The following is a 24737-nucleotide window of genomic DNA, read 5'->3' as shown; positions in this document are numbered from 1 at the left end:
GGACATGGTCGTCCAGATGGACATAGAGTGCGGTCAGAAGGGCGTCCAGGTTTGTCTTCACACACCGATCATGGGCGCCCTTCGCCATGCCCGCCGCCGGATCAGCAAACCCCCATCAACGATCTAGCGGAGGCGGGCGTAGACGTCGCCGGAGCGACCGTGGGGACGGATGCGTTCGAGGCCCCGCTCCAGGGCGGCGGCGTCGAGCCAGCGCTCGCCGGCGAACCGCATCGTCTCGATGGGCGAGTAGTTGTAGACGTAGCCCCCGGCCGAGGCGCCGAGCCGCTCCACGAGACGCAACGACTCCAGGCTCGCCTCGTGCGCGGACGGGACGTACTCGAACGACAGCGCGGGCACGGCGCGCGTCAACCCGGCCAGGACGTCCGACTCGAAACCCTCGACGTCGATCTTGCAGAACGCCGGGACACCATGGACCGCGATGAGGTCGTCCAGCGTCGTGACGTCCACGTCGACGGCGCGGTCCCACCGGACCCGGGCGAAACTGCGGTCCGTCGTGACCGACTCGATCCAGCCGGGCGACATCGACGAGACCGTCGGCGTCGCCGACGACAGCGCCAGCCGCGCCTGGCCCGGACGCGCCCCCACCGCGCCCGGCACGATCGTGACCTCGTCGTCACGACCGTAGAAGAGGCGCAGGACGCGCAGGCAGTCGGGCTGCGGCTCCACGGCGACCACCCTCGCGCCGAGCCCGCGCCACACGCGCACCCGTCCGCCCACATGGGCGCCGACGTCGAACGCGACGTCCCCCGGCTTGAGGAACTCGCCGTAGAGGCGCGTCGCGCGCCGGTGCTTGCCCGGAACGCCGTAGTACATGGCGAGCGACCGGGCGATCCCGTAGGCGCGCAGCAGCATCCGCCGACATTACCGCGCCACCCGGATTTCCCGTGTCACCTCGTTTCCCGTGTCACCGTGGGGAACGTCCCCGGTGTGAAGACCATGCCGTGGACGTCCGAGCGGGGCACCCGTTCCCCGTTCGCCGTGCCGCGCGGGTTGCGCGGGCGCATCGCCGGACGACTCATGCTGCGGATGAACCGGCAGGACGAGGTCGCCGAACTGCTCGACGTCAGGCCGGGGCAGGCGGTCCTGGAGATCGGGTACGGGCCGGGCGGCATGATCCGGCGCCTCACCCGGACGGCGGGACGGGTGAGCGGTGTCGACCCGTCGCCCGAAATGCGCGACATGGCCCGCAAACAGGCGCCGGACGCGGACCTCCGCCTCGGAACCGCCGACGACACGGGATTCGGCGACGCCGAGTTCGACCGCGTCGTCACCGTCAACACGGTGGGACTGTGGCCGGCCCTGGACGCCGGCCTGGACGAGTTGTGCCGCGTCACCCGTCCCGGCGGCCGGGTCGTGATCGCGTGGCACGGCGGCGGACGGCCGCAGCGGGGCACGCGGCGCTTCCGGCTCCCCGACGACCAGCTCCGCCGCATCGAGGACGGGCTACGCCGCCGCTTCTCCGACGTCACGCGGCACGAACTGTCCGACCTGACGGCGTTCGCGGCCCGCCGCTAGGGCTTGCGGGCCAGACCGCCGTAGATGGAGACCTGGGTGTCGTCGATCTTCTTGGCCTCGTCGTCCGGGCGCCAGTGGTGGACGGGCACCACCCCGGGATCGGTCAACTCCAGGCCGTCGAAGAACCCGGTGATCTGCGCCGTCGTGCGCCCCTTCGACCGGATCCCGTGCTCGTTGTGCTTGGCGACGGCGGCTCGGACCGGTCCAGCGGCGCTCTCGATGTTGATCGTGGAGAGGGCGAGGTAGCTGCCCGAGGGCAGCGGCTCCATCAGCCGCCGGACGATGCGGCGGGCCTCGTCGTCGTCCTGGACGAAGTGGATGACCGTGAGCAGGCACAGCGCCACCGGCCGGGTCATGTCGAAGCTCTCCCGCACCTCCGGGGCGTTCATGATCGCCTCGGGGTCGGCCAGGTCGGCCTGGATGTAGCGGGAGCTCCCCTCCGGGGTGCTGGTGAGCAGCGCGCGGGCGTGGACGAGCACGATCGGGTCGTTGTCGACGTACACGACCCGGGAGGTGGGCTCGACCCCCTGGACGACCTCGTGCAGGTTCGGCGACGTCGGCAGGCCGGTCCCGACGTCGAGGAACTGGCGCACACCGCACTCGTCGGCGAGATGGCGCGCCACCCGGACCATGAAGTTGCGGCTGGCCCGCACGGACGTCGGCATGTACGGCGCGATCTTGACGACCTCTTCGGCGGCCTCCCGGTCGGCGGCGTAGTTGTCCTTCCCGCCCAGCAGGTAGTCGTAGACCCGGGCCGAATGGGCCACATTGGTCTTCAGATCCGCCGAACGCGGTTCACTGTCTGCTGTGTCCGGCACGGGAAAGCCCCCATCGGGTCGGTGCGGTGGCACGTACTACATCCTAATGAGCCTGATCACCTCTGGATCACGTTTGAGCGGGTTGACGGCAGCTTGCGGTCACGATCCGGCATCCCGTGTTCGCTGACCGGTTTCCTTCTCGCGGGTGAACTTCCCCGGAGTGGTGGGCGCCCGGTGGCCCGTCCGGGATCGGGCGACGGCCCGATCGGCTATTGTTTGGTCTCAAACGAAATGGGTGTCGCGTGGGCCCGACGCCGGGCCGCCCGCGTCGGCCGCGGTTCCGTCACCCGACCCGGAACCAAGGAGGTGACCCGCATGACACTCGACATGCGTTTCTTCCCCGTGCCTGACACTCATCCCGTCAGCGGCGACCTCGTCGGCGTACGCGCGAACTTCCACTACGGATCCGGCAACGTGCTACAGCAGCACTACGCGGACGAGACGACCATGGTGTGGAGCGGCGTGGCCGGCGACTTCGTCGGTGTGCAGCAGACCGAGCCGACGCTGCGCGTCTTCAACATCGCGCCGGCGCTGTACTTCATCACCTGGTACGAGGGCGGAACGGTCGCGACCGCCGAACACGGCGAGATCTTCGACCAGGGCTACCCGATCGCGGTGGTCGCGGACTTCCACCGGCTGGTGGCGACCGCCGCGTACACCAACCCCCGCGAGGACGGTGGCCAGTACTTTCTCGTCGACCAGGCCACCATCGAGATCGTCGAAGACCCGCGGGGACTGATCGCCTCGATCCGGTAGACCCGCGAAACACGCCGCCGCCTGTCACAGGGCACTGCCATGATCTACGGACCATGCCACCGATGCCCCTGCGGAGGAGCCCATGCTCAATGTGACGCCCGGCGATATCGAGTGGGTCGACGGCGATGCGAGACTCGGCGAGATCTTCTGCCTGACCTTCGTCAAGGACGTCGATGAGACCGAGGCGTTGACGCGCCTCGGCGCCCTCCCGGACACGCTGCGGCCCCGCGAACTCGACGAGGCGGCCGAGGCGTTCGACCGCTTCGAGACGGGCTACACGGAGTTGGCGTTCGCGCTGAACCTCGGGGCCTGGACGATGGTGGTGGAGGTGAACGGTTTCCAGGGCGTGCTCACCGAGCCGCTGGCGGGACTGTCGCGGGGCACCGAGGTCGTCTCGGTGCAGCGCCACGACTACGCCGATCACGGCTTCCGCTACGCGGTCGACGGCACGCTGGTCACCGGGTTCGAGCCGACCTGGCCGCAGCACCGCTGGGGAAGCGACCCGGACCGGCTGCTCGGCAAGATGCGCGCCGCGGGCCTGGACCCGGACGCCGGGGACGTGGACGATGACGATGACGAGGACACCGACGTGAGCGCCGACGTAGGTGCCGAGGTGGGCGCCGACGTGGGCTACGACGTGGGCTACGAGCCGGCCGCCTACGTCTCGGCCTTCCTGCTGGCGGGCCTGGTGACGGGCGCCGTCCCGCATCCTGACGCGCTGGCCGGACGGCTGCTGTCCGCCGAGATCGAACCGTGGTTCGGCGCCGCTCCTCCCGCGATGTCCGCCGGCCCCACCGACCCGGCCATGATCGCGGCGCTGGACGCCGCGCCGCCGCGACTGCTCCGCGCGGTCGCCGCCGCCGAGACCATGCGGCTCGCCACCGTCCTCGGCCTGGACGCCACCCCCGGCCTGGCGGAGGCCGTCGCCGCGGCCGAACGCGGCGAACAGGTCACCGTGTCGGCCGGCTCGGAACTCGGCGGGCACGTCCGCTCCTGGCTGGCCCGCGCACGCCAGGCGGGCAGGTCACTCAACGACCCGCTCGCCCGCCACAAGATGAGCGACGACGAGCGGACCGCCGCGCACATGGTGTTCTGGTTCGCGGACGCGTTGCGGGCCGCGCTGTGGTCCGACCCCCACGCCGCGGCCCGTGGCGCACTCCACCCGCTCACGCGGGGCCCTTCGCCGCTCCGCGACCCCGCACGGGAGACGGCCGTCCTGCACACCCTCCGCCGTGCCCAGGACCCGGCATGACACCGACCGGTTCGATGCCGGGGAGCGGTCAGGACGGTGGCAGCCCCAGCGCACGGGCGATCAGCATGCGCTGGACCTCGGAGGTGCCCTCGCCCACTTCGAGGATCTTGGCGTCCCGGTAGAAGCGGCCGACGGCGTACTCGTTCATGAATCCGTAGCCGCCGAAGATCTGCGTGGCGTCGCGGGCGTTGTCCATGGCGGCGTTGGAGGCGACCAGCTTGGCGATCGCGGCCTCCTTCTTGAACGGCTCACCGGCAAGGAGCCTCGCGGCGGCGGCGTAGTAGGCGAGCCGGGCGGTGTGGGCGCGCGTCTCCATGTCGGCGATCTTGAACTGGAGGGCCTGGTAGCGGCCGATCTCCTTGCCGAACGCCTCCCGTTCCCGCACGTAGCGCAGGGACTCGTCCACGCAGCCCTGGGCGAGGCCGACCGACAGCGCCGCGATCGCGATGCGGCCCTCGTCCAGGATGCGCAGGAACTGGGCGTAGCCGCGGCCGCGCTCGCCGACGAGGTTCTCGGCCGGGACGCGCACGTCGTCGAACGACAGCTCCCGGGTGTCGGACGCCGACCAGCCGACCTTGGAGTACTTGCGTCCGACCGTGAAGCCGGGCGTCCCGTTCGGAACGATGATCGTGGAGATCTCGCCGTCGCCGGTGAACGCGGTGACGGTCACGAACGCGGTGATGTCGGTGCCGGAGTTGGTGATGAACGCCTTCGACCCGTTGATCACCCAGGTGTCGCCGTCGAGGCGGGCGGTGGTGCGCATCCCGCCGGGCACGTCGGAGCCGCCGCCCGGCTCGGTGAGCCCGAAGGCGGCCAGCCGCTCCCCGGACGTGAGCGCCGGCAGCCACCGCTTCTTCTGCTCCGGCGACCCGAACCGGTGGATCGGCATCGCGCCGAGCGACACCCCCGCCTCCAGGGTGATCGCGACGGAGGAGTCGACCCGGGCCAGTTCCTCCAGGGCCAGGCACAGCGTGAAGTAGTCGCCGCCCATGCCGCCGTGCTCCTCCGGGAACGGCAGCCCGAACAGGCCCATCCTGCCCATCGCGGCGACGATCTCGTACGGGAACTCGCCGCGCTCGTACAGGTCGCCGATCACCGGCGCGACGGTCTCGCGGGCGAACCGTTCGACCGTGCGCCGCAGTTCCTCCTGCTCCTCGTCGAGCGTGAAGTCGATCATTCTGTCTCCGATGCGGGTGAGAGGGCTTGGACCACCCGGGACGGGCTGGGACGGCCCAGGTGACTCGCCATCCAGCGGCTGGTGGCGACGAGCTTGTCGAGATCGACGCCGGTGTCGACGCCGAGACCGTTCAGCATCCAGACGAGGTCCTCGGTCGGCAGGTTGCCGGTGGCGCTCCCCGCGAACGGGCAGCCGCCGAGGCCCCCGGCGGAGGCGTCCACGACGGTGACGCCCGCGCGGAGCGCGGCGAGGGTGTTGGCGAGGGCCTGCCCGTAGGTGTCGTGGAAGTGGACGGCGAGCCGGTCGGGGCCGATGCCCGCCGCGTCCAGCGCCTCGATGAGCGCGGTGACGTGGCCGGGCGTGCCGACGCCGATCGTGTCGCCGAGGCTGAGCTGGGAGCAGCCGAGGTCCATCATGCGGGACGCGACGGACACGACCCGCTCGACCGGCACGTCCCCCTCCCACGGGTCGCCGCACACCATCGACACGTAGGCCCGCACCCAGACCCCCTCGGCGCGGGCGCGCTCGACGACCGGCGCGAACATCGCGATCGACTCGTCCACGGTCCGGTTGAGGTTGCGGCGGGCGAACGTCTCGGTGGCGCTGCCGAAGATCGCGATCTCGGTGACGCCGTTGGCGAGCGCCCGGTCCAGGCCCTTCTCGTTCGGGACGAGCACCGGATAGCGCAGGTCGGGGGAGCGGGGCAGGACGTCCAGGAGGTCCTCGGCGTCGGCGAGCTGCGGCACCCATTCGGGGTGGACGAAGCTGGTCGTCTCGATCGTGCGCAGCCCCGCGTCCGCCAGCCGGGTCACGAACGCGGACTTGACGTCCACGGGGACGACCGCCTTCTCGTTCTGCAGCCCGTCCCGCGGCCCCACCTCGTAGATCGTGACCTTGGCGGGAAGGCCGGAGAGCGGTACCCGCATCGTCATGCCTCCTCTTTCACGCTGATCACGGCTCGATCACCGCCAGGACCGCGTCGAGCGCGACCTGCGCGCCCGCGCGGACCGGCAGCTTCGCCACGACACCTGCGACCGGCGCGGTGACGGTGTGCTCCATCTTCATCGCCTCGACGACCACCAGGGGCTGCCCTTCGGCGACCCGGTCGCCCTCGGCCGCCTTGACGGCGAGGACCGTCCCCGGCATCGGACTCCGCAGCACCCCGTCCCCCGCCGCGCCGGACGCGGCGCCGCCCTCGGCGCGGACGTGCTCGCCCAGCGCCCAGGCGTGCCCGTCGCGGCCGAGCCACAGCGTGTGCCCGTCCCGGGCGATCGTGAACGAGGTCGTCCTTCCAGCGTAGGTCAGCGTGCACGGCGCGCTCAGCGACGCCGCCACCGGCGGACCGTCGCCGACGGCGACGCGGGCGGACCCGGCGCGGCCCTGGACACGGACCTCCACCGGGTCGCCGCCGGACGGGGTGATGATCCAGGGCGTCCAGGCGTGGGCGCCGGGCCGCCAACCGTCCGGGACGTCCCACGGGTCGTCGCCGCCGGACTCCAGGGCCAGCATCCGCTCCAACGCGGCGGCGGCCAGAACCTCGGGCGGCACGGACGTCCCGGAGGTCAACTCGTCCAGCGAACGTTCGACGAGACCCGTGTCCAGGTCGCCGGACACGACGGACGGATGGGCGAGCAGGCGCCGCAGGAACGCCACGTTCGTCGGCACGCCCAGCAGCGTGTACGAGGCGAGCGCCCGGTCCATGCGGTGCAGGGCCTCGGCGCGGTCGGCGCCGCGCACGATCACCTTCGCGAGCATCGGGTCGTACGCCCCGCCGACCTCCGTGCCCACGTCCAGACCGGAGTCGACGCGGGCGTGGTCGGGCTCGGCCAGCGCCAGGACCCGCCCGCCCGTGGGCAGGAAGCCTCGCGACGGGTCTTCGGCGTAGACACGGGCCTCGATCGCGTGACCGTCGAGGGTCACCTCGTCCTGGGTGAACGGAAGTGCGTCCCCGGCGGCCACCCGGAGTTGGAGTTCGACCAGATCGAGGCCCGTGACGAGCTCGGTCACGGGGTGTTCGACCTGGAGGCGGGTGTTCATCTCCATGAAGTAGGGCTCGTCGGGCCGGTCGGCGGAGATGATGTACTCGACCGTTCCCGCTCCGACGTAGCCGACGGCCTGGGCGGCGGCGACGGCGTAGCCGCCCATCCGTTCGCGGGACGCGTCGTCCAGCAGCGGCGACGGCGCCTCCTCGACGATCTTCTGGTGGCGGCGTTGCAGGCTGCATTCGCGTTCGCCCAGGTGGACGGCGTTGCCGTGCGCGTCGGCGAAGATCTGGATCTCGATGTGCCGGGGGTTCTCCACGAACCGCTCGACGAGCAGCGTGTCGTCGCCGAACGAGCCGCGCGCCTCCCGCCGCGCGGACGCGACCGCGTCCGGCAGGTCGGCGGCGTCCCGGACCAGCCGCATGCCCTTCCCGCCGCCGCCCGCGGACGGCTTGAGCAGCACCGGCAGCCCGACCTCCAGCGCCGCCGCCGCCAGCTCGGAGTCCGACAGGCCTGGTTCGTCCCGTCCCGGAACGACCGGGACACCGGCCGCCGCGACGGTCCGCTTCGCGCGGATCTTGTCGCCCATCACCTCGATCGCCCCGGCGGGCGGACCGACGAACACCAGCCCCGCCTCGCCGCACGCCCGCGCGAACGCGGTGTTCTCGGCGAGGAACCCGTACCCGGGGTGGACGGCCGCCGCCCCGGACGCCCGCGCCGCGCCGATCACGGCGTCGATGTCGAGGTAGGACGGGACGCGCAGGGCCTCGTCCGCCTCCCGCACGTGACGGGCCCCCGCGTCGGCGTCGGTGTGGACGGCCACCGCGCGGACCCCGAGCCGCCGAAGCGTGCGGAACACGCGGACGGCGATCTCCCCGCGGTTGGCGACCAGGACGCTGTCGAACATCACACCCTCACATCCGGAAGACGCCGTAGCCGACCGGCTCCAGCGGCGCGTTCGCGGCGACCGACAGCCCGAGGCCCAGCACGCGCCGGGTGTCGAGCGGGTCGATCACGCCGTCGTCCCACAGCCGGGCCGTCGAGTAGTACGGGTTGCCCTGAGCCTCGTACCGCTCGCGGATCGGCGCCTTGAACTCCTCCTCGGCCTCGGCGGACCACTGCTCCCCGCGCGCCTCCACCTGGTCGCGGCGGACGGTCGCGAGGACGCTCGCGGCCTGCTCGCCGCCCATGACGGAGATCCGCGCGTTCGGCCACATCCACAGGAAGCGCGGCGAGTACGCCCGGCCGCACATCGCGTAGTTCCCGGCGCCGAACGAGCCGCCGATCACGATGGTGAACTTCGGGACGCGGGCGCACGCGACGGCCGTGACCATCTTCGCGCCGTGCTTGGCGATGCCGCCCGCCTCGTATTCGCGTCCGACCATGAACCCGGTGATGTTCTGCAGGAACACGAGCGGGACGCTGCGCCGGTCGCACAGCTCGATGAAGTGCGCGCCCTTCTGCGCCGACTCGCTGAACAGGATGCCGTTGTTGGCGACGATCCCGACCGGATGGCCGTGAACGCGGGCGAACCCGGTGACGAGCGTCGGCCCGTACTCCTTCTTGAACTCCTGGAAGCGGCTGCCGTCCACGACGCGGGCGATGACCTCCCGCACGTCGTAGGGGGTGCGCGGGTCGGGCGGGACGACCCCGTACAGCTCCGCCGGGTCGGCCGCGGGCTCCTCCGGCGGCGCGACGTCCCAGGGGCGCGGCGCGCGTGGCCCGAGCGTGCCGACGATGTCGCGGACGATCCGCAGCGCGTGCGCGTCGTCGTCGGCGAGATGGTCGGTCACCCCGGACGTGCGGGAGTGCAACTCGCCGCCGCCGAGCTCCTCCGCCGTCACGACCTCGCCGGTCGCGGCCTTCACCAGCGGCGGCCCGCCCAGGAAGATGGTCCCCTGGCCGCGGACGATGACGGCCTCGTCGCTCATCGCCGGAACGTACGCGCCGCCCGCCGTGCACGACCCGAGCACCGCCGCGATCTGCGGGACGCCGCGCGCCGACATCGTCGCCTGGTTGTAGAAGATCCGGCCGAAGTGCTCGCGGTCGGGGAACACGTCGTCCTGCCGGGGGAGGAACGCGCCGCCGGAGTCGACGAGGTAGACGCACGGCAGCCGGTTGTGCAGCGCCACCTCCTGCGCCCGCAGATGCTTCTTCACCGTGAGCGGGTAGTAGGTGCCGCCCTTGACCGTCGCGTCGTTGGCGACGACGACGCACTCGCGGCCGGAGATCCGCCCGACCCCCGTGATGATCCCGGCGCCGGGCGCCTCGTCGTCGTACAGGCCGTTCGCGGCCAGCGGCGACAGTTCCAGGAACGCCGAGCCCGGATCGAGGAGCGTGTCGACCCGGTCGCGGGGGAGGAGCTTGCCGCGGGCGAGATGCCGTTCGCGGGCCCGCTCGGGGCCGCCGCGCCCGGCGCGGTCGACGCGTTCACGCAGCTCGGCGACGAGGGCCTCGTTGTGGGCGGTGTTCGCCTTGAACGCCTCGGCCGCCGTGTCGGCGCGGGAGCCGATCGCGGGTCCGCTCATGGCCGTCCTCCGGTTAACGATCGTTAACAATGCCGATGTTAATGCCCGTTAACAACTCTAGTCTAGACTGGCGGGCATGACGTCCCGCCCCGCCGAGCCGATGGTCGGCCCGCAGAACCCGCGCCGGGCGGAGATCCTCGGCGCCGCGGCCGAGCTGTTCGCGCGGCGCGGCTACCACGGGGCGTCCATCGGCGATCTCGGACGGGCCGTCGGCCTCACCGGACCGGCCCTCTACCGGCATTTCAGCGGCAAGGAGGCCGTGCTCGCCGAGATGCTCCTCGACATCAGCGAACGGCTGCTCGCCGAGGGCGTCCGCCGGGCCGCGGACCCCGACCCGGGACGGGCCCTCGACGCGCTGCTGCGCTGGCACATCGCCTTCGCCCTCGACAACCCGGCGCTGATCACCGTCCACGAGCGGGAACTGGACAACGTGCCGGAACCGCAACGGCACCGCATCCGCCGGCTCCAGCGCGCCTACGTGGAGGAATGGGTCGCCGTCCTGCGCCGCCTGCGCCCGGCCCTCCCGGACGACCGGACCCGCGCCGCCGTCCACGCCGCCTTCGGCCTCCTCAACTCGACCCCGCGCAGCGCCACCGGCCTCGACCGCACCACGATGAGCGCGCTCCTGCACTCCATGGCCCGCTCCGCCCTCGAAAGCGTGGTGTCTCCAGGAGTGGAGGACGTCAGTTCCGCAGACGGAAAAGGCTGATCCCGCCCCCGCGTGCCACGGGCCGGTAGCCCCACGCCGCGAGCTCTTGAGCGGTCACGCCCTCGCCCGACCCCGCCACGGCCGGATCGAGGTCCGCGGACACCGCCCACTCCGGGCGCAGCGCCAGCGCGGCCGGGGCGAGCTTGAAGACGCGGCAGCGGCCGGTGAGCTGCGGGGCGAGGTGGTTGGACGCGGCGACGTCCGCTCCGTCCGGAATGGTCGTCAGTATCGTCCTCGCGGCGTCGACCCGGGACGGCACGCGGCCGTACGACGGGTCCAGGAGCCGCCCGAGGGGCTGGGCCCCGATCACGGTGGGAACCAGCGCGGCGGTGACGATCGCGATGGGCGCGACCCTCGTGATGCCGTGGGTGAGCCGGTCCGGGAGGCCGCTCGTCCGCACGCGCCGGAGCCCGTCGAAGGCGGCGACGAACACGATGGGCATCAGCACCGCGCTGTAGTGGAACTCGGTGCCCCAGAGGAACGGATTGGACGCCCAGAACCGTGCGAGGAGTGTCGGTAGGAGGAGCAGCGTAAGCGGCGACCGCAGGCCGAGAAAGAGCGTCGGCGCCAGGAGGGCGAGGACGGTCGGTCCCTTCGTGGCCATCGGCGTGACGAGCCTGAGAAGCGGATTATCGGAGTCCGGCTCGGTCACCCCGAAGTACTTGTAGGAGTCGTCCGGGTTGAAAGCCGGAATGACGACGAGGGTCGCCGCCGCCGCGACCGTGACCGCGAGGAGGACCAGCAACGCGCCGATCCCGCGTTCCCCCCTGCGGAACAGGAGGGCGCCGACGGCGGCGACGATGAGCGCCTGGTCCTCCTTGACCAGCAGCAGCGGGACCGCCCAGGCCGCCGCGGCGCGGTCACGGCCCCGGGCGAGGAGCACGACGCAGCGGGCAACCAGCGGAACGGCGAACGCGATCTCGTGGAAGTCGAAGACCGCCGCCTGCTGCACTCCCCACGCCAGGCCGTAGCCGAGCCCGACACACGTCCCCGCGCGCACACCGTGCCGGTCGGCCCACAGCCGGGTCACCGGGACCGCCGAAAGGGCGAGCAGCGCGGACTGGACGACCAGCAGCGTGACCGGACTGGGAAACAGCCGGTACAGCGGCGCGATCACGGCGATCACCGGGTGGAAATGGTCGCCGAGCAGGTTGAACCCCGGTCCCTTCAGTTCGGCCACGGGCGCGCGGAAATGCGCGTAGCCGCGGACGCCCTGCTCGAATATCCCCAAATCGTATCCGGTGCTCTCCATGCGGCGATGCCGGTGGACCGAGAGCGTGGAATAGGCGGTGAGAAGGGTGCCAGCGACGACCCAGGAAACGCTGCGCGGTGTGATCATCCCGCCGAGAATGGCCGCCCGCGGCTGAGCCGCCGCTGAATCAAGCTGAAGAGCCTTTCAGCTTGATTCGGCGGCCCGCGTGCATACTGAGCCGATGCGCCTGCTGTTGATCGAGGACGAGGAACGGCTCGCCACCGCGCTGAGCCACGGACTCCGCGGGGAGGGGTACGCGGTCGACGTCGCCCACGACGGGCGCGAGGGGCTCGACCTCGCCCGCACCCACCCGTACTCGGCGCTGATCCTGGACATCATGCTGCCGGGCCTCAACGGATACGCCGTCTGCGCGAACCTGCGCGGGGCGGGCAGCACGGTACCGATGCTCATGCTCACCGCGAAGAACGGCGAGTACGACGAGGCGGAGGCGCTGGACACCGGCGCCGACGACTATCTGAGCAAGCCCTTCTCCTTCGTCGTGCTCCTCGCGCGGCTGCGTGCCCTGCTGCGCCGCGGCGGCGCCGTGCGCTCCCCGGTGCTGAGGGTCGGCGACCTGTGGCTCGACCCGGCCGCCCGGCGATGCCGCCGCGGGGACGTGGAGGTCCGGCTCACCGCCAAGGAGTTCGCGGTCCTGGAGTGCCTCGCCCGCCGTCCGGACGAGGCGATCGCCAAGATCGACATCATCGACGAGGTGTGGGACCAGGCGTTCGACGGCGACGTCAACATCGTCGAGGTGTACGTCAGGGCGCTGCGCCGCAAGCTCGACGTCCCGTTCGGACGTTCGACGATCCAGACCGTGCGGGGAGCCGGCTACCGGCTGGCGGCCCGCGATGCGTGAGCGCTGGGCGCGGCTGTGGTCGGTTCGGGTCAGGGCCGCCTGCGGCGCGATGGTCGCGACCGCCTTCGTCTGCGCCCTCGGCACGATCGTGGCCCGAACCGTCGTCGAGGACCAGTGGAGCGAGGACGCCCGTGACCACGCGACCGACGTCGCGTTCCAGGTGACCTTCGCGCTGGAAACCGGACGCTCCCCGGTCGGCCTCCACGACCACTACGTCGTGGTCTCGGCCGACGGACGGTACGCCAGGACGGTCGGCTTCCCCACGCCACCCCGCGGCGACGGTCGGAGCCGGACCGGCGACCTCGAACTCGAACGACCGGGACCGGGGTTCGTTCCCGCGGTCGGCTGGGGACTTCGGAAGATCCGGACGCGCTCCGCCGTGGACGGTGAGGGAACCGTCCAGACGTATGTGGTGGGGACCACGGATCCGCTGCCTCCGGCCCGGTTCCGCGAGGCCACCGGGCTGGACACGCGCTCCGCCCAGCGCCTGACCGTGTACACGCTCGTCGCCTCGGAGCGGGCGCGGACGGCCGTCACGACGCTCGACCGCCTGGTCCGCTGGGGAATGCCGGGCGCGGCGGTGTTCGTCGGGCTGACCGCGTGGCTGGTCACCGGCTGGGCCCTGCGGCCCGTCGAGGCCATCCGCGCCAAGATGGCCGGCATCACCGCGGGCGACCTGGACCAGCGCGTCCCCGTCCCGCCGACGGCGGACGTGGTCGCGGGACTCGCGCGGACCACCAACGAGACGCTCGACCGGCTCGAACAGGCCCACCTGCGCCAGCGGAGCTTCGTCGCGGACGCCTCCCACGAGCTGCGCTCACCGCTCGCCGCGCTGCGCGGCACCCTGGAGATTCCCCTCGCGCGGCCACAGCGCGCCGACTGGCCCGCGGTGGTGGCGGCCGCGCTCGCCGACACCGTCCGCCTCCAGCGCCTCACCGACGACCTGCTCCTGCTGTCCGCGGAGGAACACCGTCCGCGCGAAGGCGCCGCCGTTGATCTGGCCGACCTCGTGGAGGAGCAGATCGCCGAACGCGCCTACTCCGGTACCGCGTCCGATACCGCGTCCGGTGCCGCGCCGGCGTTCGGCTGTGATGTCGAACGTCCCGCGCTGGTCCTCGGCGAGGAGGCGCGGCTCGCCCGCGTCGTCCGCAACCTTCTCGACAACGCCGCCAGGCATGCTCGATCGACCGTCCACGCGTCCGTCCGGCTGGACGCGGGCACCGTCGTCCTGACCGTCACCGACGACGGAGCGGGCGTCCCGCCCGCCGACCGGGAACGGATCTTCGACAGGTTCGTCCGCCTGGACGACGCCCGCGACCGCGCCGACGGCGGCACGGGGCTCGGTCTGGCCATCGTCCGTGAGCTGGTCACCGCCCTCGGCGGCAGCGTCCGCGTCACCGGCGGCTCGACGTTCACCGTGCGGCTGCCGGCCGATCAGTCGCCGTAGGCGCCCCGCCGCGATCCGGAACGGTGTTCGATCGGCGGCCTCTACGAAGTCGTTTCGTTTGACGTCCGTTGCCGGTCCAGGGCCGGAAAGGGGCATCGGCGCACCGGTCTGAACTCGTCGCTCTCTCGAAATATGTCCCGTCCGGTGCAGCGCAATCGCCGACTCGGACCGGCCGATACACCTGGACGCGCGTTTGTGGACCGTCCACAATCTTGACTTGGTCGCCACGATTTAGGTCAGATAGACGTGAAGGTCATCAACTGAGCCTCTGAACCTGGTTAAGGAGTGCCGAATGGACGTCGAAGGCGTCGGCTTCTACGAGATCGCGCAGAAAGACCCGGACCGGCCCGCGGTACTGGCCCCCGGCGTGCCGGTGTCCTACGGGGAACTGCACGCCGAGGTGAATCGCCTGTCGAACGCGTTCGACCCGTTGGGGCTTCAGCCCGGTGACGTGCTTGCGGCCGTTCTGGGAAACCGGCTCGAATTCCTCACCGTCCTGCTCGCCGCCATGCAGTCGGGCCTCTACCTCGTGCCCGTGAGCGGCGACCTGGCGGCGCCCGAGATCGGTCACGTCCTGTCCGATTCCGGGGCTCGGGCGGTCGTGACCGAAAGCGCGTACGCCGGCGTCGTGACGGAGGCGGCGGACGAGGCGGGCGTCCCCGCCGAGGGACGGGTGAGCGCCGGGCCCGCGACCGGGTTCCGCTCGCTGGCCGGGCTGTGCGTGTCGGGCGGAGCCGAGCCGCCGGGCAAGCGGCGCACCGGCTCGATCATGCCCTACACGTCCGGGACGGCGGGACGGCCCAGAGGCGTCCGGCGGCCGCTGCTCGACGTTCCGCCGGAGGCCATGATCGACCTCTGGCGGCGGTCGCCGGCCCGAGCGCTGGACCTCGTGCCCGGCGACGACGTCCACCTCGCCGTCGCGCCGCTGTCCGACTACGCCGCCTGCGTCCACACGATGCTGGCGCTGCACCTCGGCCACGCCGTCGTGATCGCCTCCCGGTTCCGGCCGGAGCACACCCTCGAACTGATCCAGCGGCACGGCGTCACCTGCGCGTTCATGGACCCGGCGATGCTGCACCGGATGCTCGCGTTGCCGGACGACGTCAGGGCCCGCTACGACGTGTCGTCGCTGCGGCAGGTGTTCCACGCCGCGCCGCTCCTGCCCGTGGACGCCAAGCGACGGATGATCGACTGGTGGGGGCCCGTCCTGTACGAGTACTACGGCGCCGTGGAGAGCGGTCCCCTCGTCGTCGCCACCCCGCGCGAGTGGCTCGCCCGGCCCGGCACGGTCGGCCGCCCCGTCGACGGCGTCAAGATCAGGATTTTGGACGCGGACGGCGGCGAGTTGCCGGCCGGGGAGACGGGCCTGATCCACGCCGGCGGCCACCCCGGATTCGAGTATCACGGCGACCCGGCCGCGACCGCGTCCGCGATGCCCGACGGCCTCTGGACGCGCGGCGACCACGGCCGCCTCGACGAGGACGGCTGGCTCTACCTGAGCGACCGCCGCACCGGCTGAACGCACCTCCCGGAACGGTCCCGACACCGTTGTCGCCACACCCTTGTCACCTGAACGTCGAACGCCTCCGAGCCTCGGTGCGTACAACGGCACATGAAGGACCAGAAGGTCGCCCCGCTCGACGACGCCGTCCCGACCCAAGCCGCCCCGACGAAGACCGACCTTCCCGGTTCCGACCCGAGCCCCGGACTCCGCGCGGGTTTCGCGGCCCGCGTGCAGGCCGCACGCCGCGCGGAGAACGCTCAGGAGACGGGACCCGGCTCCCCCGACGGTGACGCCGCTACGACCGCCGTGACAGGCGCCGCGCCACCGTCCACGGACGACCGGACCGGGATCACACGCCTCGGTGACCCGGTCGCGGTCCGGCCGTGCGCCGGCTGCGGACGGCCCGTGCCGCAGCCGGCGCACGGCGCTCCCACCGGGCGGCAGTGCCTGGACGGCGCGGAGTGCGAGCGGGCCGCCAGGGAGGCCCGCGAGCGCGGTCTGGATTCCACGGGCCTGACCGGCCAGGTCGCCTGGGCCTGGGAGATGGTCGACCGGCTTGAGGGCGCGGCCCATCGGCTCGCGGGCGCGCTCAATTCGGAGTTGAGCGTCGCGGGAGTCGAACGGCGGGTCGCCGCGGCCCGCGCCGACGCCGCCGGGGACATCGCGATCGCGCGGCGGGAGCGCGACGCGTCACGGCGGCGGGAGGAGGCCGCATGGCGGGAGGCGGCCTCCTCCCGGACCCGCGCCGAGGCCGCCGAACGTGAACGCGACCGTGTCGCCGCCCGGGAGGGCGAGCTGCTCGCGTCGCTGGAGAACGCCCGCGCGGAACTGGTCACCCTGCACCGGCGGCTGTCGGAGGCCGAGACCCTCGTCGAGGGGCAGCGCGTCGAGGCGGACGCCGCGCAACGCTCCGCCGAGGACCTGCGCTCCGCCGTCCGCGACGCCGAGGCCAAGCGCGGCCAGGCCGTCGCCGACCGCGACCAGAACCAGGCGCGGGCCCGCGAGTACGACCGGCACAACCGGCAGCTGTCCCGCACGGTAGAAGAGCTGCGCGCCGCGCTGAAGACGGTCACCGCCGAGCGTGACGCGGCCCGCGCGGAGGCCGACCGTGCGCGCCGCCGCGTCGACGCGCTCTCCACCGTCGCGGAAGGACGCCGCGACGGTGGCGAGCGCCCCGCCGTCGACCGCGAGCCGCCGACCGGACTGCACACCCTGCCGGCGAACGGCCTGCCCCCCGACACCCGGCCCCTGAACGGACATCGCCTTCCGCACGCCGGGTGATCCGCATACCGGCGCGACGATCCCCAGGAGGAGGTGAGGCCCTTCCCACATTGCTCTGGCCCTGAACCGGCCGCCGTATCGCACCGGGGTGGTACGGCGGCCGGTGTCATCCCCGCGCGTCCAGATACGCGGCGTAGTCGAGTGCCCCGGCGTGGACGGCGGCGTGCACGGCGCGGGCGATCCTCGCGCCCCAGACGGAACGCGGTCCCGCGAACGGCTCGGCCGTCCCGCCGCCGGTCGTCGCGGCGACGCAGACGGCGTCGGACGCGGTGCCCGTGCAGGGGAAGCCCGCTTCGAGAAGCGCCTGCGTCTTGGCTTCGGTCGCGGTGACGACCGCGTTCACCAGCGCCGCGTCGGTCAGCGGCACGGGAACGGCGACGACGATGTTGACGGTTCCCGGGGTCCACGCGGGCGGTGTCGTGCCGTCCAGGTGCATCGGCGCCAGTTCCGGATCGGGCGTCCCGGCGGGCGCGGCCGCCCAGGTCGGGACGCGCAGCCCGACCGTCGCCGACACGTTCACGCCCTCGTCGTCCCGGCGCAAGGTGCGGGACACCGACGCGGCCGTGAGCATCCCGACGCCGGGACCGTCGAGCCCGTACGCCCTCGCCAACTCCTCCAGATGGACGACCGGGTCCATGCGCGAGTAGCCCCCCGCGACCTGCGCGTTCAGCACCCACCGGGCCGGGCCGATCCCGCCGCCCAGCATCGCGGACGAGATCATGCGATGCCCGTCACCGGCCCGCCACACCGTCGCCGCGAGCCGCTTCCCGTCCTCGTCCCGCCACACCGTCTCCACGTTCACGGACGCTCCAGCGACAGGATCGGCCGGTCCCCGGGGCCGGGGGAGACGCGCACCCGCGCGTCGAAGTGCTCCTCGACGATGGAACGGGTGAGGACCTCACCGGGAGGTCCGGCCGCGGCGACCCGCCCGCCCGACAGGAGGACCAGGGCGTCGGCGTACTGGCCCGCCAGCGTGAGGTCGTGGATCGTCGTCACCACGGTCAGCCCGTCGGAGATCCGCAGGTGGTCGACCAGTTCCATGACCTGCTGCTGGTGGCCGATGTCCAGGGCGGTGGTCGGCTCGTCCAGCAGCAGTACCGGCGTCTGCTGCGCCAGCGCCCGCGCCAGCACCGCCCGCTGCCGCTCACCGCCCGACAGCTGTTCCAGCGGGCGCGCCGCGAACGCCGCCATGTCCAGCCGGTCGAGGACGCCCGCCGCGATGACCCGGTCGCGTGCGCTCTCCCGCCCGAGGTGCGGGACGTACGGGGCCCGTCCGAGCAACGTGTAGTCGAAGACCGTCATCCCCACCGGGACGTTCGGGCTCTGCGGCGCGTAGGCGATCAGCCGGGCCCGCCGTCTCGGATTCAGCGCCCGGAGGTCGGTGTCCGCCACGGTGACGGCGCCACGGGACGGCACCAGCCCCAGCACGGCACGCAGCAGCGTCGACTTTCCCGCGCCGTTCGGCCCGATGACCGCCGTCCACGACCCGGCCGGGACGTCCAGCGACACGCCCTTCAACACCGGGCGTCCGCCGAGGGCCACGTCCAGGTCCCGGACCTCGACCGTCATGTCGCCACCTGCCTGCGGCTCGCGCGCAGGACCAGAACGAAGAACGGACCGCCGACGAACGCGGTCACCACTCCCAACGGAAGCTCGCCGGGTTCGATCACCGTCCGCGCCACCAGGTCGGCGAGCCCCAGGAACGCGGCGCCGCCCAGCAACGACAGCGGCAGGACGATCCGGTACGAACCGCCCGCGAGCCGCCGCACGGCATGCGGCACCACGATCCCGACGAACCCGATCAGCCCGCTCACCGCCACGGCGGACGCCGTCGCCAGCGACGCCGCGACGAGCACCACCAGCCGCACCCGCGCCGCCGACAGCCCGAGCGACGCCGCCTCCTCGTCCCCGACGCTCAGCACGTCCAGCAGCCGCCCGTGCGCCAGCAGCACCGCCGTCGACACCAGCGCGTACGGGGCGACCAGCCCGAGTTGGTACCAGTCCGCAGTCCCGACCCCGCCGAGGATCCACGAGAAGATCCGCTGGAGTTCCTCCGCCTTCAGCTGCTGGACGAACGTCTGCACCGCCGCCAGGAACGACGACACCGCGACGCCCGCCAGAACCAGCGTCGCCGCGTTCCCGCGCCCCGCCGAGCGGCCCAGCGCGTACGACAGGAACACCCCGAAGACCGCGCCGACGAACGCCGCGAGCGGCACCCCGAACCCCGGGTCGCCGGGCACCAGCACGATCACCACGGTCGCGCCGACCCCGGCGCCGCCCGCCGCGCCGAGCAGATACGGGTCGGCGAGCGGGTTGCGGAACACGCCCTGGTATCCGGCGCCCGCCATCGCCAACAACCCGCCGACGAGCGCCGCCATCAGCGCCCTCGGCAGCCGCAGCTCGAACAGCACGTTCTCGTCGATCACGCCGAGCCCCGAGTCGACGTCCACGAACGGCACCCTGTCGACGAGCGCCTTCAGCACCCCGCCGACGGGCAGCCCCGCCGACCCCACCAGGATCCCGACCAGCAGCGTCGCCGCGAGCAGCGCCACCGCCGTTCCGAGATGCGTGACCCGCAACCTGGCCCGCCCGGCGTCCCCTCTCACGTGCGGAGACCTCTCGGGACGGTGGTCATCGGACGTTCTGCACCGCGACGCCGATCGCCTTCACGAACTCGGGCAGACGCGGTCCCCAGCGGGAGGCGATGTCGTCGTCCAGTTCGACGACGCCCTTGTTCTTGAGCGCGCCCAGCTCGCCCCAGCCGGGACGTTTCGCGAGCGCGGCGGCGTTCTGGCCGCAGCATTTGGTGTCCGCGAGGAAGATCAGGTCGGGATCCTGCTTGACGAGGTACTCGCGGGACAGTTGCGGGTATCCGCCGCTCGCCTTGTCGGCCGCGTCCGCGACGTTGCGGAGGCCGAACAACCCGTACACCTGACCGACGAACGTCTTGGAGGTCACCGAATGCAGCTGGTTGTCGAGCTCGTGGTAGTAGCTGAGGCCCTTCGCCTTGGACGACGCGGCGACCGTCTTCTGGATCTCGGCCCGCATTCCGTCGACGACCTTCGTCGCCTCCGCGACGTGCCCGGTCGCCCGCCCGAGGTCGTTGATCTCGTCATAGGCCTCGTCGAGCCCGGCCGCCGCGGGCTCCAGCAACACCGGGACCCCGACCTTCTCCAGCGCCTTGACGATGCCGTTCAGGTCATCGGACAGAACGACGAGGTCCGGCTTGTAGGCGATGACCGCCTCGGCGTTCGGCTTGAATCCCGACAGCTTCGTGCGGGGCGCGTTCGCCGGGAAGTTCGAATAGTCGTCCACGGCCACCACCTGCGGCCCGGCGCCGATCGCGAACAGCGTCTCGGTGTGGGTGGGGGAGAGGGACACGATGCGCTTCGGGTTCGCCGGGACGGTCACCGCGCCATTGGCGGCCTGAACGGTGACGGTCTTCGCGCCGGACGTACCGTCCTTGGTATCGCCGTCGCCACATGCGCCGGTGAACGCGACGACGATCGCCATCACCGCGACAAGGGAACGTACGGGTCTCACTGGAGCCTCCAGGCTGGAGGGAAGCCGCGGGCCGCCTATGACGGATCGCCCTTCCACGAGGTCGACGAACGTCGGCGCGCGAGGAGGCGACCTGGCTCGGCCTCAAGGGGACACCACAGTTGCGGGACAGCGCCGGGTTCACACCGGACTTCGCTCCTGGCGCGCAGCACCGTAACGGTATCAGCCGCCCATATCGGGATCTTCCCCGGTCATGGGCCTGGGACTTGACGGAGTGAGTACTCACTCCGTACAGTTCTCGGCATGGAGAGCGCCGCCCGCCGCCGTGCCCCCGGGATGAGTCCCGAGCGGCGCCGCGAAATGATCGTCCGTACCGCGTTGCCGCTGGTCGCCGAGCACGGCACGGCGGTCACCACCGGCCAGATCGCCCGCGCCGCCGGAATCGGCGAGGCGACGATCTTCCGCGTGTTCGCCGACAAGAACGAGTTGCTGGACGCGTGCGTCGCCGAGGCGCTGCGCCCCGACCACGTCCTGGCCGAGATCGCGGGGATCCCGCTCGACGGCCCGCTGCGCGACCGCCTCGCTGAGGTCGGCGCCGCCGTCGAGGCCTACCTCGACCGCATGGGCATGATCCTCGGCGCCCTCCGCGCCACCGGCCGCCGAGAGCCCCCCACACCGCCCACCCCCGGCGAAGACGACGCGCCGCCCGATGGCGAAGGCCGCCCGTCCCTGCCCGACCGCGACACCGCCATGAACCGCACCCGCGACGCCATCGCCGAGCTGTTCGAACCCGATCGCGACCGGCTGCGCCTGCCACCCGCGCAACTGGCGAGCCTGTTCATGGGCCTGCTATTCGCCCGGTCCCGTCCCCACACCGGCCCTGACGCGCCGTCCATCGAGGAGTATCTGGACGTCTTCCTGCACGGCGCCCTCAAGGAGCGAAGCACCGAATGACGATCACCCTCGACCACACGGTCGTCACCGCCACCGACAACGACGAGGCCGCCCGCTTCTTCGCCTCCGCCATGGGTCTGCGCTACACCGGCCCGCACCCGCACGCGCCACATTTCGTCCCGATCCGGGTGAACGACTCCCTCACCCTCGACTTCATGACCGTCGCGCACCCGCAGGGACACCACCTGGCCTTCAACGTGGACACCGAAACATTCGACGACATCATCGGCCGCCTGAAGGCCCACGAAATCCCCTACGGAAGCGACCCCGCGCACGCCACCAACGGCCTCGTCGACAACAACCACCCGAACGGCGGCCGCGGCCTCTACTTCTCGGACCCCAGCGGCAACCTCTACGAACTCATCTCCCTGTGACGCCCGCCCCCTTCACAAGCGCGCGACCCGCCCCCTGGCCTCGGTAAGAAGGCCATGCAAGGCCGCGGACCCGTCCAACGGGAGTGAACCCGCGCCCGCCGTCAACGGCCTCATCGACCACGGCCACCCGAACGGCGGCCGCAGCGTCTACTTCTGGGACGCCAGTGGCAACCTGTACAAGTTCATCTCCGTGAGGACCGTTCTCTCCAGGAGCGGGCCGGCCCGCCCCCGCCTCGGTGGAACCCTTACAAGGGCCACGAGCCGTCCAACCAGAGTGAACCCGCGCCCGCCGTCAACGGCCTCGTCGACCGCGGCCACCCGAACGGCGGCCGCAGCGTCTACTTCTGGGGCGCCAACGGCAACCTGTACAAGTTCATCTCCGTGAGGACCGCAGGGCCAGGAGCCGTCCAACCAGGGTGAACCCGCGCCCGCTGACAACGGTCCGGTCGACCACGACCATCCGAACGGTGGTCGCGGCTCTACTTCTGGGACGCCGGCGGCAACCTGTACGAGTTCATTTCCCGTGAGGAACGTCCTCTTCAGGAGCGGGCGGCCCGCTCCCTGGCCTCGGTGAAGAAGTCGCGCAGGGCGGCGGGGCCGTCCAACTGCCGGAGCGGGCGCGCCGCCCCGAAGGTGACGTTCCAGAACGGCCCCTGACGCGGCTCCCACGGCCCGGCGTAGGCGTAGGGCTCGTCGACGTGCGCGTCCCCCAAGGCGACGCCGTAGTTGACTTCGTCGAGACTGATCCCCACGTCGAAGTGTTCGGGCCACAGCACCGGCGTGGTTTCCGGCGCGAACCCTGTGAGCGCCTCGTGTCCGCGTCCGAAGACGTCCGCGATGTACCGGGCCGACTCCGCGTCCACGTCGAGGACCTCGTCCAATCCGACGCCGCTGCCGTCCTCGTAAAGCCCTTCCGGGCCGCCCGCGTCGAGACCGGCGGCCGCGGCGAGCTCCCTGCAGGTGGCGCCGTTCAGTGGAACCTGCCGGTCACCGGCCACCAGCTCCGAACCGTTCACCCGCAGGTCAGGGTCCTTGACGGTGACGAACCCGCCCGGAACGACCGCCAGCCGAATCGTCCCGCTCTGCCGGTATTGCGGTCCGGCGAGCACCAGTTCGGCGACCCCGTGCAACGAACGCCGAGTCGTTTCCAGAGCGGTCATGATCTCCCGTCCTCCACCGGACACCGTGCGACGAACCCCACCCGATCATTGATCGTCGCCGGGCGCGTGCTTCTCCGCCAGCCTCCGGTCGTTCTCCGCCCACCGGCGGTGCCGGGCGGCCGACTGCAGATGCGCGTCCGCCTCGTCCGGGTGGGCGACGGCCATTCGTTCCAGCAACACCGCGGCCCGGTCATGGGCTCGCGCCGAGGAGACCATCGCCTGACGCGCGTACTCCTCGGTCTCGCGCCGGCGCTCCCCGAGATCGTCCGGCGGCCCGGCGGCGGGGATCGGCTCCCGGCTCCGCCGCGCCTTCAGCGGCAGCGCACGGTCTTCGCTGCCCATACCAGCCAACCCGACGCCCGAGACCGTCGACCAACCAGCCCTCCAGACACATTCGACTATCTACCCAGTAACCCGTTCGTTCAGCCCCTTCGGACGTGGGTTCGCGATCATCAGAGCGCGCCGCAGTGATCAGCCGCCATCGCGACCGTCCACGCGGGCGTCCGGACTCGCCGCCCCCGTGTCGATCAGAGAGTTATCCACATTTTCTCGGTGCCCCTTCGGAGAAACGACGGAAGGGCATGATCGAACACATGAACGAGTTCAGTGGCGCCCGGAAACGAACACCCGCCGAGTCGGCCGTCCCCGTCAGAGACGGCGTGTTCTTCATCCCGGTCAGGGGAGCGCCCCTCCACGCGCGGGCCGCAGCACTCAGCGGCCTCCTCTCTCAAAACACGGTCGTCGCCCGTCGCACCGCCGCCTGGATGTGGGGCCTCGACGTCCTGCCCCCGGGAGTGTCCGAGGCCGACTGGGGCGTCGAACTCATCACTCACCCCACTTGCGAAACCCCGCCCTCACCGGTTACCGCGGAACACGTGGAACTGCGCGCCGGCCACGTCACGGAGAAGGCGGGTGTCCGCCTGACCTCAGTCTCTCGCACGGCGTTGGACTGCGCCCGCTGGCTTCCCCGCCACGAGGCGGTCGCGGCGCTCGACCAGTTCCTCCGGCGAGGGGTGAACATCGGCGAACTCACGGCGATGGCCCGGACGCTGCCCGGCTACCGCGGCAACAAACGGCTGCGCGAGATCGTCCGCCTCGGCGATCGTGGCGCGGCGTCCCCCGGCGAAAGTTGGACGCGCATGGCCGTGGTGCGCTGCGGTTTTCCGCGTCCGCGCACGCAGGTGCCGGTACCGGGTCCGACGGGCCGCCACCTCTACATCGACCTCGGCTATCCGGACTACCGCGTCGGCCTCGAATACGACGGCGAGCGTCACCACACCGGCCCCGAATCCCGCGCACACGACACGAGCCGCCGAGCCTGGCTGACCAACCAACTGGGTTGGGAGATTCTTCCCGTGACGAAGGAACTCCTCTGCCGTCCGGCGCCCTACCTGGAGGCCCTTCTGACCGCGTTACTCCACCGGGGATGGAACCCCGACAACGCCACCATGGACCACATAGCCACCCGCCTGGCCCAACTCAACCGCCGCCCACACCGACTCACGATCTAACACGGCGGCAACCCCACATGCCGGCATCGGCGACCGTGCCGGCCCCATAATCGCCCCAACCGCGCTGCGCCGCGGAGGCGGAGCCGTCCGCCCACGGCGGCGTCGGCGGAGCCCTGGCGAAGCCACCCGCACAGTG

The 24737-nt window shown here is 71.9% G+C and carries 24 protein-coding genes; 11 read left to right on the top strand and 13 right to left on the bottom strand.

Features of this window, described 5'->3' with window-relative positions:
• Nucleotides 1-123: 123 nt before the first annotated feature.
• Nucleotides 124-873, bottom strand: a complete 750-nt coding sequence (locus tag D0T12_RS33400; RefSeq protein ID WP_117404889.1) for an FkbM family methyltransferase — start codon at nt 871-873, stop codon at nt 124-126.
• An 84-nt stretch (nt 874-957) separates the two neighbouring features.
• Between D0T12_RS33400 and D0T12_RS33395 the strand changes: the two genes are divergently transcribed.
• Nucleotides 958-1536, top strand: coding sequence for a class I SAM-dependent methyltransferase (locus D0T12_RS33395; RefSeq protein ID WP_233526447.1), 579 nt, complete (start codon nt 958-960; stop codon nt 1534-1536).
• On the opposite strand, the gene D0T12_RS33390 is transcribed toward D0T12_RS33395, so the two are convergent.
• On the bottom strand, nt 1533-2354 hold the full coding sequence (locus D0T12_RS33390; protein ID WP_117404886.1) for an SAM-dependent methyltransferase: 822 nt from the start codon (nt 2352-2354) through the stop codon (nt 1533-1535). The two genes, D0T12_RS33395 and D0T12_RS33390, sit on opposite strands and share 4 nt — an antisense overlap.
• 315 nt (nt 2355-2669) lie before the next feature.
• Between D0T12_RS33390 and D0T12_RS33385 the strand changes: the two genes are divergently transcribed.
• On the top strand, nt 2670-3110 hold the full coding sequence (locus tag D0T12_RS33385) for a MoaF C-terminal domain-containing protein (RefSeq protein WP_117404920.1): 441 nt from the start codon (nt 2670-2672) through the stop codon (nt 3108-3110).
• Nucleotides 3111-3192: 82 nt separating this feature from the next.
• The gene (locus tag D0T12_RS33380; protein ID WP_117404884.1) at nt 3193-4362 is read left to right on the top strand and encodes a DUF6461 domain-containing protein; all 1170 of its coding nucleotides are present in this window, start codon (nt 3193-3195) and stop codon (nt 4360-4362) included.
• A gap of 28 nt (nt 4363-4390) precedes the next feature.
• Here the strand turns inward: D0T12_RS33380 and D0T12_RS33375 are convergent, their stop codons facing one another.
• Genes D0T12_RS33375 through D0T12_RS33360 form a run of 4 tightly spaced genes read right to left on the bottom strand, consistent with a single transcriptional unit; the run spans nt 4391 to nt 10049 of the window.
• The gene (locus D0T12_RS33375; RefSeq protein ID WP_117404882.1) at nt 4391-5539 is read right to left on the bottom strand and encodes an acyl-CoA dehydrogenase family protein; all 1149 of its coding nucleotides are present in this window, start codon (nt 5537-5539) and stop codon (nt 4391-4393) included.
• Nucleotides 5536-6465 carry a hydroxymethylglutaryl-CoA lyase gene (locus D0T12_RS33370; protein ID WP_117404918.1) on the bottom strand — a complete coding sequence of 310 codons (930 nt, stop codon included), beginning with the start codon at nt 6463-6465 and terminating at the stop codon, nt 5536-5538. The genes D0T12_RS33375 and D0T12_RS33370 overlap by 4 nt, the downstream gene beginning before the upstream one ends.
• A 25-nt stretch (nt 6466-6490) precedes the next feature.
• On the bottom strand, nt 6491-8428 hold the full coding sequence (locus D0T12_RS33365) for an acetyl/propionyl/methylcrotonyl-CoA carboxylase subunit alpha (RefSeq protein ID WP_117404880.1): 1938 nt from the start codon (nt 8426-8428) through the stop codon (nt 6491-6493).
• A gap of 7 nt (nt 8429-8435) precedes the next feature.
• Nucleotides 8436-10049 carry a carboxyl transferase domain-containing protein gene (locus D0T12_RS33360; RefSeq protein WP_117404878.1) on the bottom strand — a complete coding sequence of 538 codons (1614 nt, stop codon included), beginning with the start codon at nt 10047-10049 and terminating at the stop codon, nt 8436-8438.
• A 76-nt stretch (nt 10050-10125) separates the two neighbouring features.
• On the opposite strand from D0T12_RS33360, the gene D0T12_RS33355 reads away from it, so the two are divergent.
• Nucleotides 10126-10758, top strand: a complete 633-nt coding sequence (locus tag D0T12_RS33355) for an SACE_7040 family transcriptional regulator (protein ID WP_233526441.1) — start codon at nt 10126-10128, stop codon at nt 10756-10758.
• On the opposite strand, the gene D0T12_RS33350 is transcribed toward D0T12_RS33355, so the two are convergent.
• Nucleotides 10733-12097 (bottom strand): DUF2079 domain-containing protein, encoded by a 1365-nt coding sequence (locus D0T12_RS33350; RefSeq protein WP_117404875.1) that lies wholly within the window; start codon nt 12095-12097, stop codon nt 10733-10735. The genes D0T12_RS33355 and D0T12_RS33350 overlap by 26 nt on opposite strands.
• 94 nt (nt 12098-12191) lie before the next feature.
• On the opposite strand from D0T12_RS33350, the gene D0T12_RS33345 reads away from it, so the two are divergent.
• The 4 genes from D0T12_RS33345 (at nt 12192) to D0T12_RS33330 (ending at nt 17101) form a co-directional block, all read left to right on the top strand.
• Entirely contained in the window at nt 12192-12869 is a 678-nt protein-coding gene (locus D0T12_RS33345; RefSeq protein WP_117404874.1) for a response regulator, read from the top strand.
• Nucleotides 12862-14316 (top strand): sensor histidine kinase, encoded by a 1455-nt coding sequence (locus D0T12_RS33340; RefSeq protein ID WP_199487854.1) that lies wholly within the window; start codon nt 12862-12864, stop codon nt 14314-14316. The genes D0T12_RS33345 and D0T12_RS33340 overlap by 8 nt, the downstream gene beginning before the upstream one ends.
• Before the next feature lie 292 nt (nt 14317-14608).
• A complete protein-coding gene (locus tag D0T12_RS33335) occupies nt 14609-15835 on the top strand; it encodes an AMP-binding protein (RefSeq protein WP_117404873.1) in 1227 nt (408 codons plus the stop codon).
• A gap of 93 nt (nt 15836-15928) precedes the next feature.
• A complete protein-coding gene (locus D0T12_RS33330; RefSeq protein ID WP_117404872.1) occupies nt 15929-17101 on the top strand; it encodes a hypothetical protein in 1173 nt (390 codons plus the stop codon).
• 106 nt (nt 17102-17207) lie between these two features.
• Here D0T12_RS33330 and D0T12_RS33325 read toward each other — a convergent pair whose 3' ends face one another.
• The 4 genes from D0T12_RS33325 to D0T12_RS33310 are packed head-to-tail and all read right to left on the bottom strand — an operon-like array spanning nt 17208 to nt 20644.
• Nucleotides 17208-17903: an adenosylcobinamide amidohydrolase gene (locus tag D0T12_RS33325; RefSeq protein WP_325050862.1), complete on the bottom strand. Its 696-nt coding sequence runs from the start codon at nt 17901-17903 to the stop codon at nt 17208-17210.
• Nucleotides 17900-18670, bottom strand: coding sequence for an ABC transporter ATP-binding protein (locus D0T12_RS33320; protein WP_117404871.1), 771 nt, complete (start codon nt 18668-18670; stop codon nt 17900-17902). Before D0T12_RS33320 ends, D0T12_RS33325 begins: the two co-directional genes overlap by 4 nt.
• Nucleotides 18667-19707 carry a FecCD family ABC transporter permease gene (locus D0T12_RS33315; protein WP_199487853.1) on the bottom strand — a complete coding sequence of 347 codons (1041 nt, stop codon included), beginning with the start codon at nt 19705-19707 and terminating at the stop codon, nt 18667-18669. Before D0T12_RS33315 ends, D0T12_RS33320 begins: the two co-directional genes overlap by 4 nt.
• Nucleotides 19708-19732: 25 nt before the next feature.
• Nucleotides 19733-20644: an ABC transporter substrate-binding protein gene (locus tag D0T12_RS33310; RefSeq protein WP_117404869.1), complete on the bottom strand. Its 912-nt coding sequence runs from the start codon at nt 20642-20644 to the stop codon at nt 19733-19735.
• A 261-nt stretch (nt 20645-20905) separates the two neighbouring features.
• Between D0T12_RS33310 and D0T12_RS33305 the strand changes: the two genes are divergently transcribed.
• Together D0T12_RS33305 and D0T12_RS33300 are read left to right on the top strand one after the other, a co-directional pair.
• Entirely contained in the window at nt 20906-21556 is a 651-nt protein-coding gene (locus D0T12_RS33305; protein WP_233526440.1) for a TetR/AcrR family transcriptional regulator, read from the top strand.
• Nucleotides 21553-21930, top strand: a complete 378-nt coding sequence (locus tag D0T12_RS33300) for a VOC family protein (RefSeq protein WP_117404865.1) — start codon at nt 21553-21555, stop codon at nt 21928-21930. Before D0T12_RS33305 ends, D0T12_RS33300 begins: the two co-directional genes overlap by 4 nt.
• 539 nt (nt 21931-22469) lie before the next feature.
• On the opposite strand, the gene D0T12_RS33295 is transcribed toward D0T12_RS33300, so the two are convergent.
• Together D0T12_RS33295 and D0T12_RS33290 are read right to left on the bottom strand one after the other, a co-directional pair.
• Nucleotides 22470-23090: a hypothetical protein gene (locus D0T12_RS33295; protein ID WP_117404863.1), complete on the bottom strand. Its 621-nt coding sequence runs from the start codon at nt 23088-23090 to the stop codon at nt 22470-22472.
• Between the two features lie 45 nt (nt 23091-23135).
• Nucleotides 23136-23432 (bottom strand): hypothetical protein, encoded by a 297-nt coding sequence (locus tag D0T12_RS33290; RefSeq protein WP_117404862.1) that lies wholly within the window; start codon nt 23430-23432, stop codon nt 23136-23138.
• 251 nt (nt 23433-23683) lie between these two features.
• On the opposite strand from D0T12_RS33290, the gene D0T12_RS33285 reads away from it, so the two are divergent.
• The gene (locus D0T12_RS33285; protein ID WP_147339739.1) at nt 23684-24601 is read left to right on the top strand and encodes a hypothetical protein; all 918 of its coding nucleotides are present in this window, start codon (nt 23684-23686) and stop codon (nt 24599-24601) included.
• Nucleotides 24602-24737 lie beyond the last annotated feature (136 nt).

Origin of the sequence: Actinomadura spongiicola (assembly GCF_003432485.1) — a bacterium.
GTDB lineage: Bacteria > Actinomycetota > Actinomycetes > Streptosporangiales > Streptosporangiaceae > Spirillospora > Spirillospora spongiicola.
This window is presented reverse-complemented; position numbering and strand designations above follow the sequence as displayed.

Bases quoted from the DNA above. Each gene is read 5' to 3' on its own strand.
- D0T12_RS33350 (WP_117404875.1), bottom strand. From the start codon at position 12,097: ATGATCACACCGCGCAGCGTTTCCTGGGTCGTCGCTGGCACCCTTCTC.
- D0T12_RS33375 (WP_117404882.1), bottom strand. From the start codon at position 5,539: ATGATCGACTTCACGCTCGACGAGGAGCAGGAGGAACTGCGGCGCACG.
- D0T12_RS33370 (WP_117404918.1), bottom strand. From the start codon at position 6,465: ATGCGGGTACCGCTCTCCGGCCTTCCCGCCAAGGTCACGATCTACGAG.
- D0T12_RS33400 (WP_117404889.1), bottom strand. From the start codon at position 873: ATGCTGCTGCGCGCCTACGGGATCGCCCGGTCGCTCGCCATGTACTAC.
- D0T12_RS33395 (WP_233526447.1), top strand. From the start codon at position 958: ATGCCGTGGACGTCCGAGCGGGGCACCCGTTCCCCGTTCGCCGTGCCG.
- D0T12_RS33295 (WP_117404863.1), bottom strand. From the start codon at position 23,090: ATGACCGCTCTGGAAACGACTCGGCGTTCGTTGCACGGGGTCGCCGAA.
- D0T12_RS33330 (WP_117404872.1), top strand. From the start codon at position 15,929: ATGAAGGACCAGAAGGTCGCCCCGCTCGACGACGCCGTCCCGACCCAA.
- D0T12_RS33320 (WP_117404871.1), bottom strand. From the start codon at position 18,670: ATGACGGTCGAGGTCCGGGACCTGGACGTGGCCCTCGGCGGACGCCCG.
- D0T12_RS33335 (WP_117404873.1), top strand. From the start codon at position 14,609: ATGGACGTCGAAGGCGTCGGCTTCTACGAGATCGCGCAGAAAGACCCG.
- D0T12_RS33355 (WP_233526441.1), top strand. From the start codon at position 10,126: ATGACGTCCCGCCCCGCCGAGCCGATGGTCGGCCCGCAGAACCCGCGC.
- D0T12_RS33300 (WP_117404865.1), top strand. From the start codon at position 21,553: ATGACGATCACCCTCGACCACACGGTCGTCACCGCCACCGACAACGAC.
- D0T12_RS33285 (WP_147339739.1), top strand. From the start codon at position 23,684: ATGAACGAGTTCAGTGGCGCCCGGAAACGAACACCCGCCGAGTCGGCC.
- D0T12_RS33345 (WP_117404874.1), top strand. From the start codon at position 12,192: ATGCGCCTGCTGTTGATCGAGGACGAGGAACGGCTCGCCACCGCGCTG.
- D0T12_RS33360 (WP_117404878.1), bottom strand. From the start codon at position 10,049: ATGAGCGGACCCGCGATCGGCTCCCGCGCCGACACGGCGGCCGAGGCG.
- D0T12_RS33290 (WP_117404862.1), bottom strand. From the start codon at position 23,432: ATGGGCAGCGAAGACCGTGCGCTGCCGCTGAAGGCGCGGCGGAGCCGG.
- D0T12_RS33305 (WP_233526440.1), top strand. From the start codon at position 20,906: ATGGAGAGCGCCGCCCGCCGCCGTGCCCCCGGGATGAGTCCCGAGCGG.
- D0T12_RS33385 (WP_117404920.1), top strand. From the start codon at position 2,670: ATGACACTCGACATGCGTTTCTTCCCCGTGCCTGACACTCATCCCGTC.
- D0T12_RS33365 (WP_117404880.1), bottom strand. From the start codon at position 8,428: ATGTTCGACAGCGTCCTGGTCGCCAACCGCGGGGAGATCGCCGTCCGC.
- D0T12_RS33340 (WP_199487854.1), top strand. From the start codon at position 12,862: ATGCGTGAGCGCTGGGCGCGGCTGTGGTCGGTTCGGGTCAGGGCCGCC.
- D0T12_RS33380 (WP_117404884.1), top strand. From the start codon at position 3,193: ATGCTCAATGTGACGCCCGGCGATATCGAGTGGGTCGACGGCGATGCG.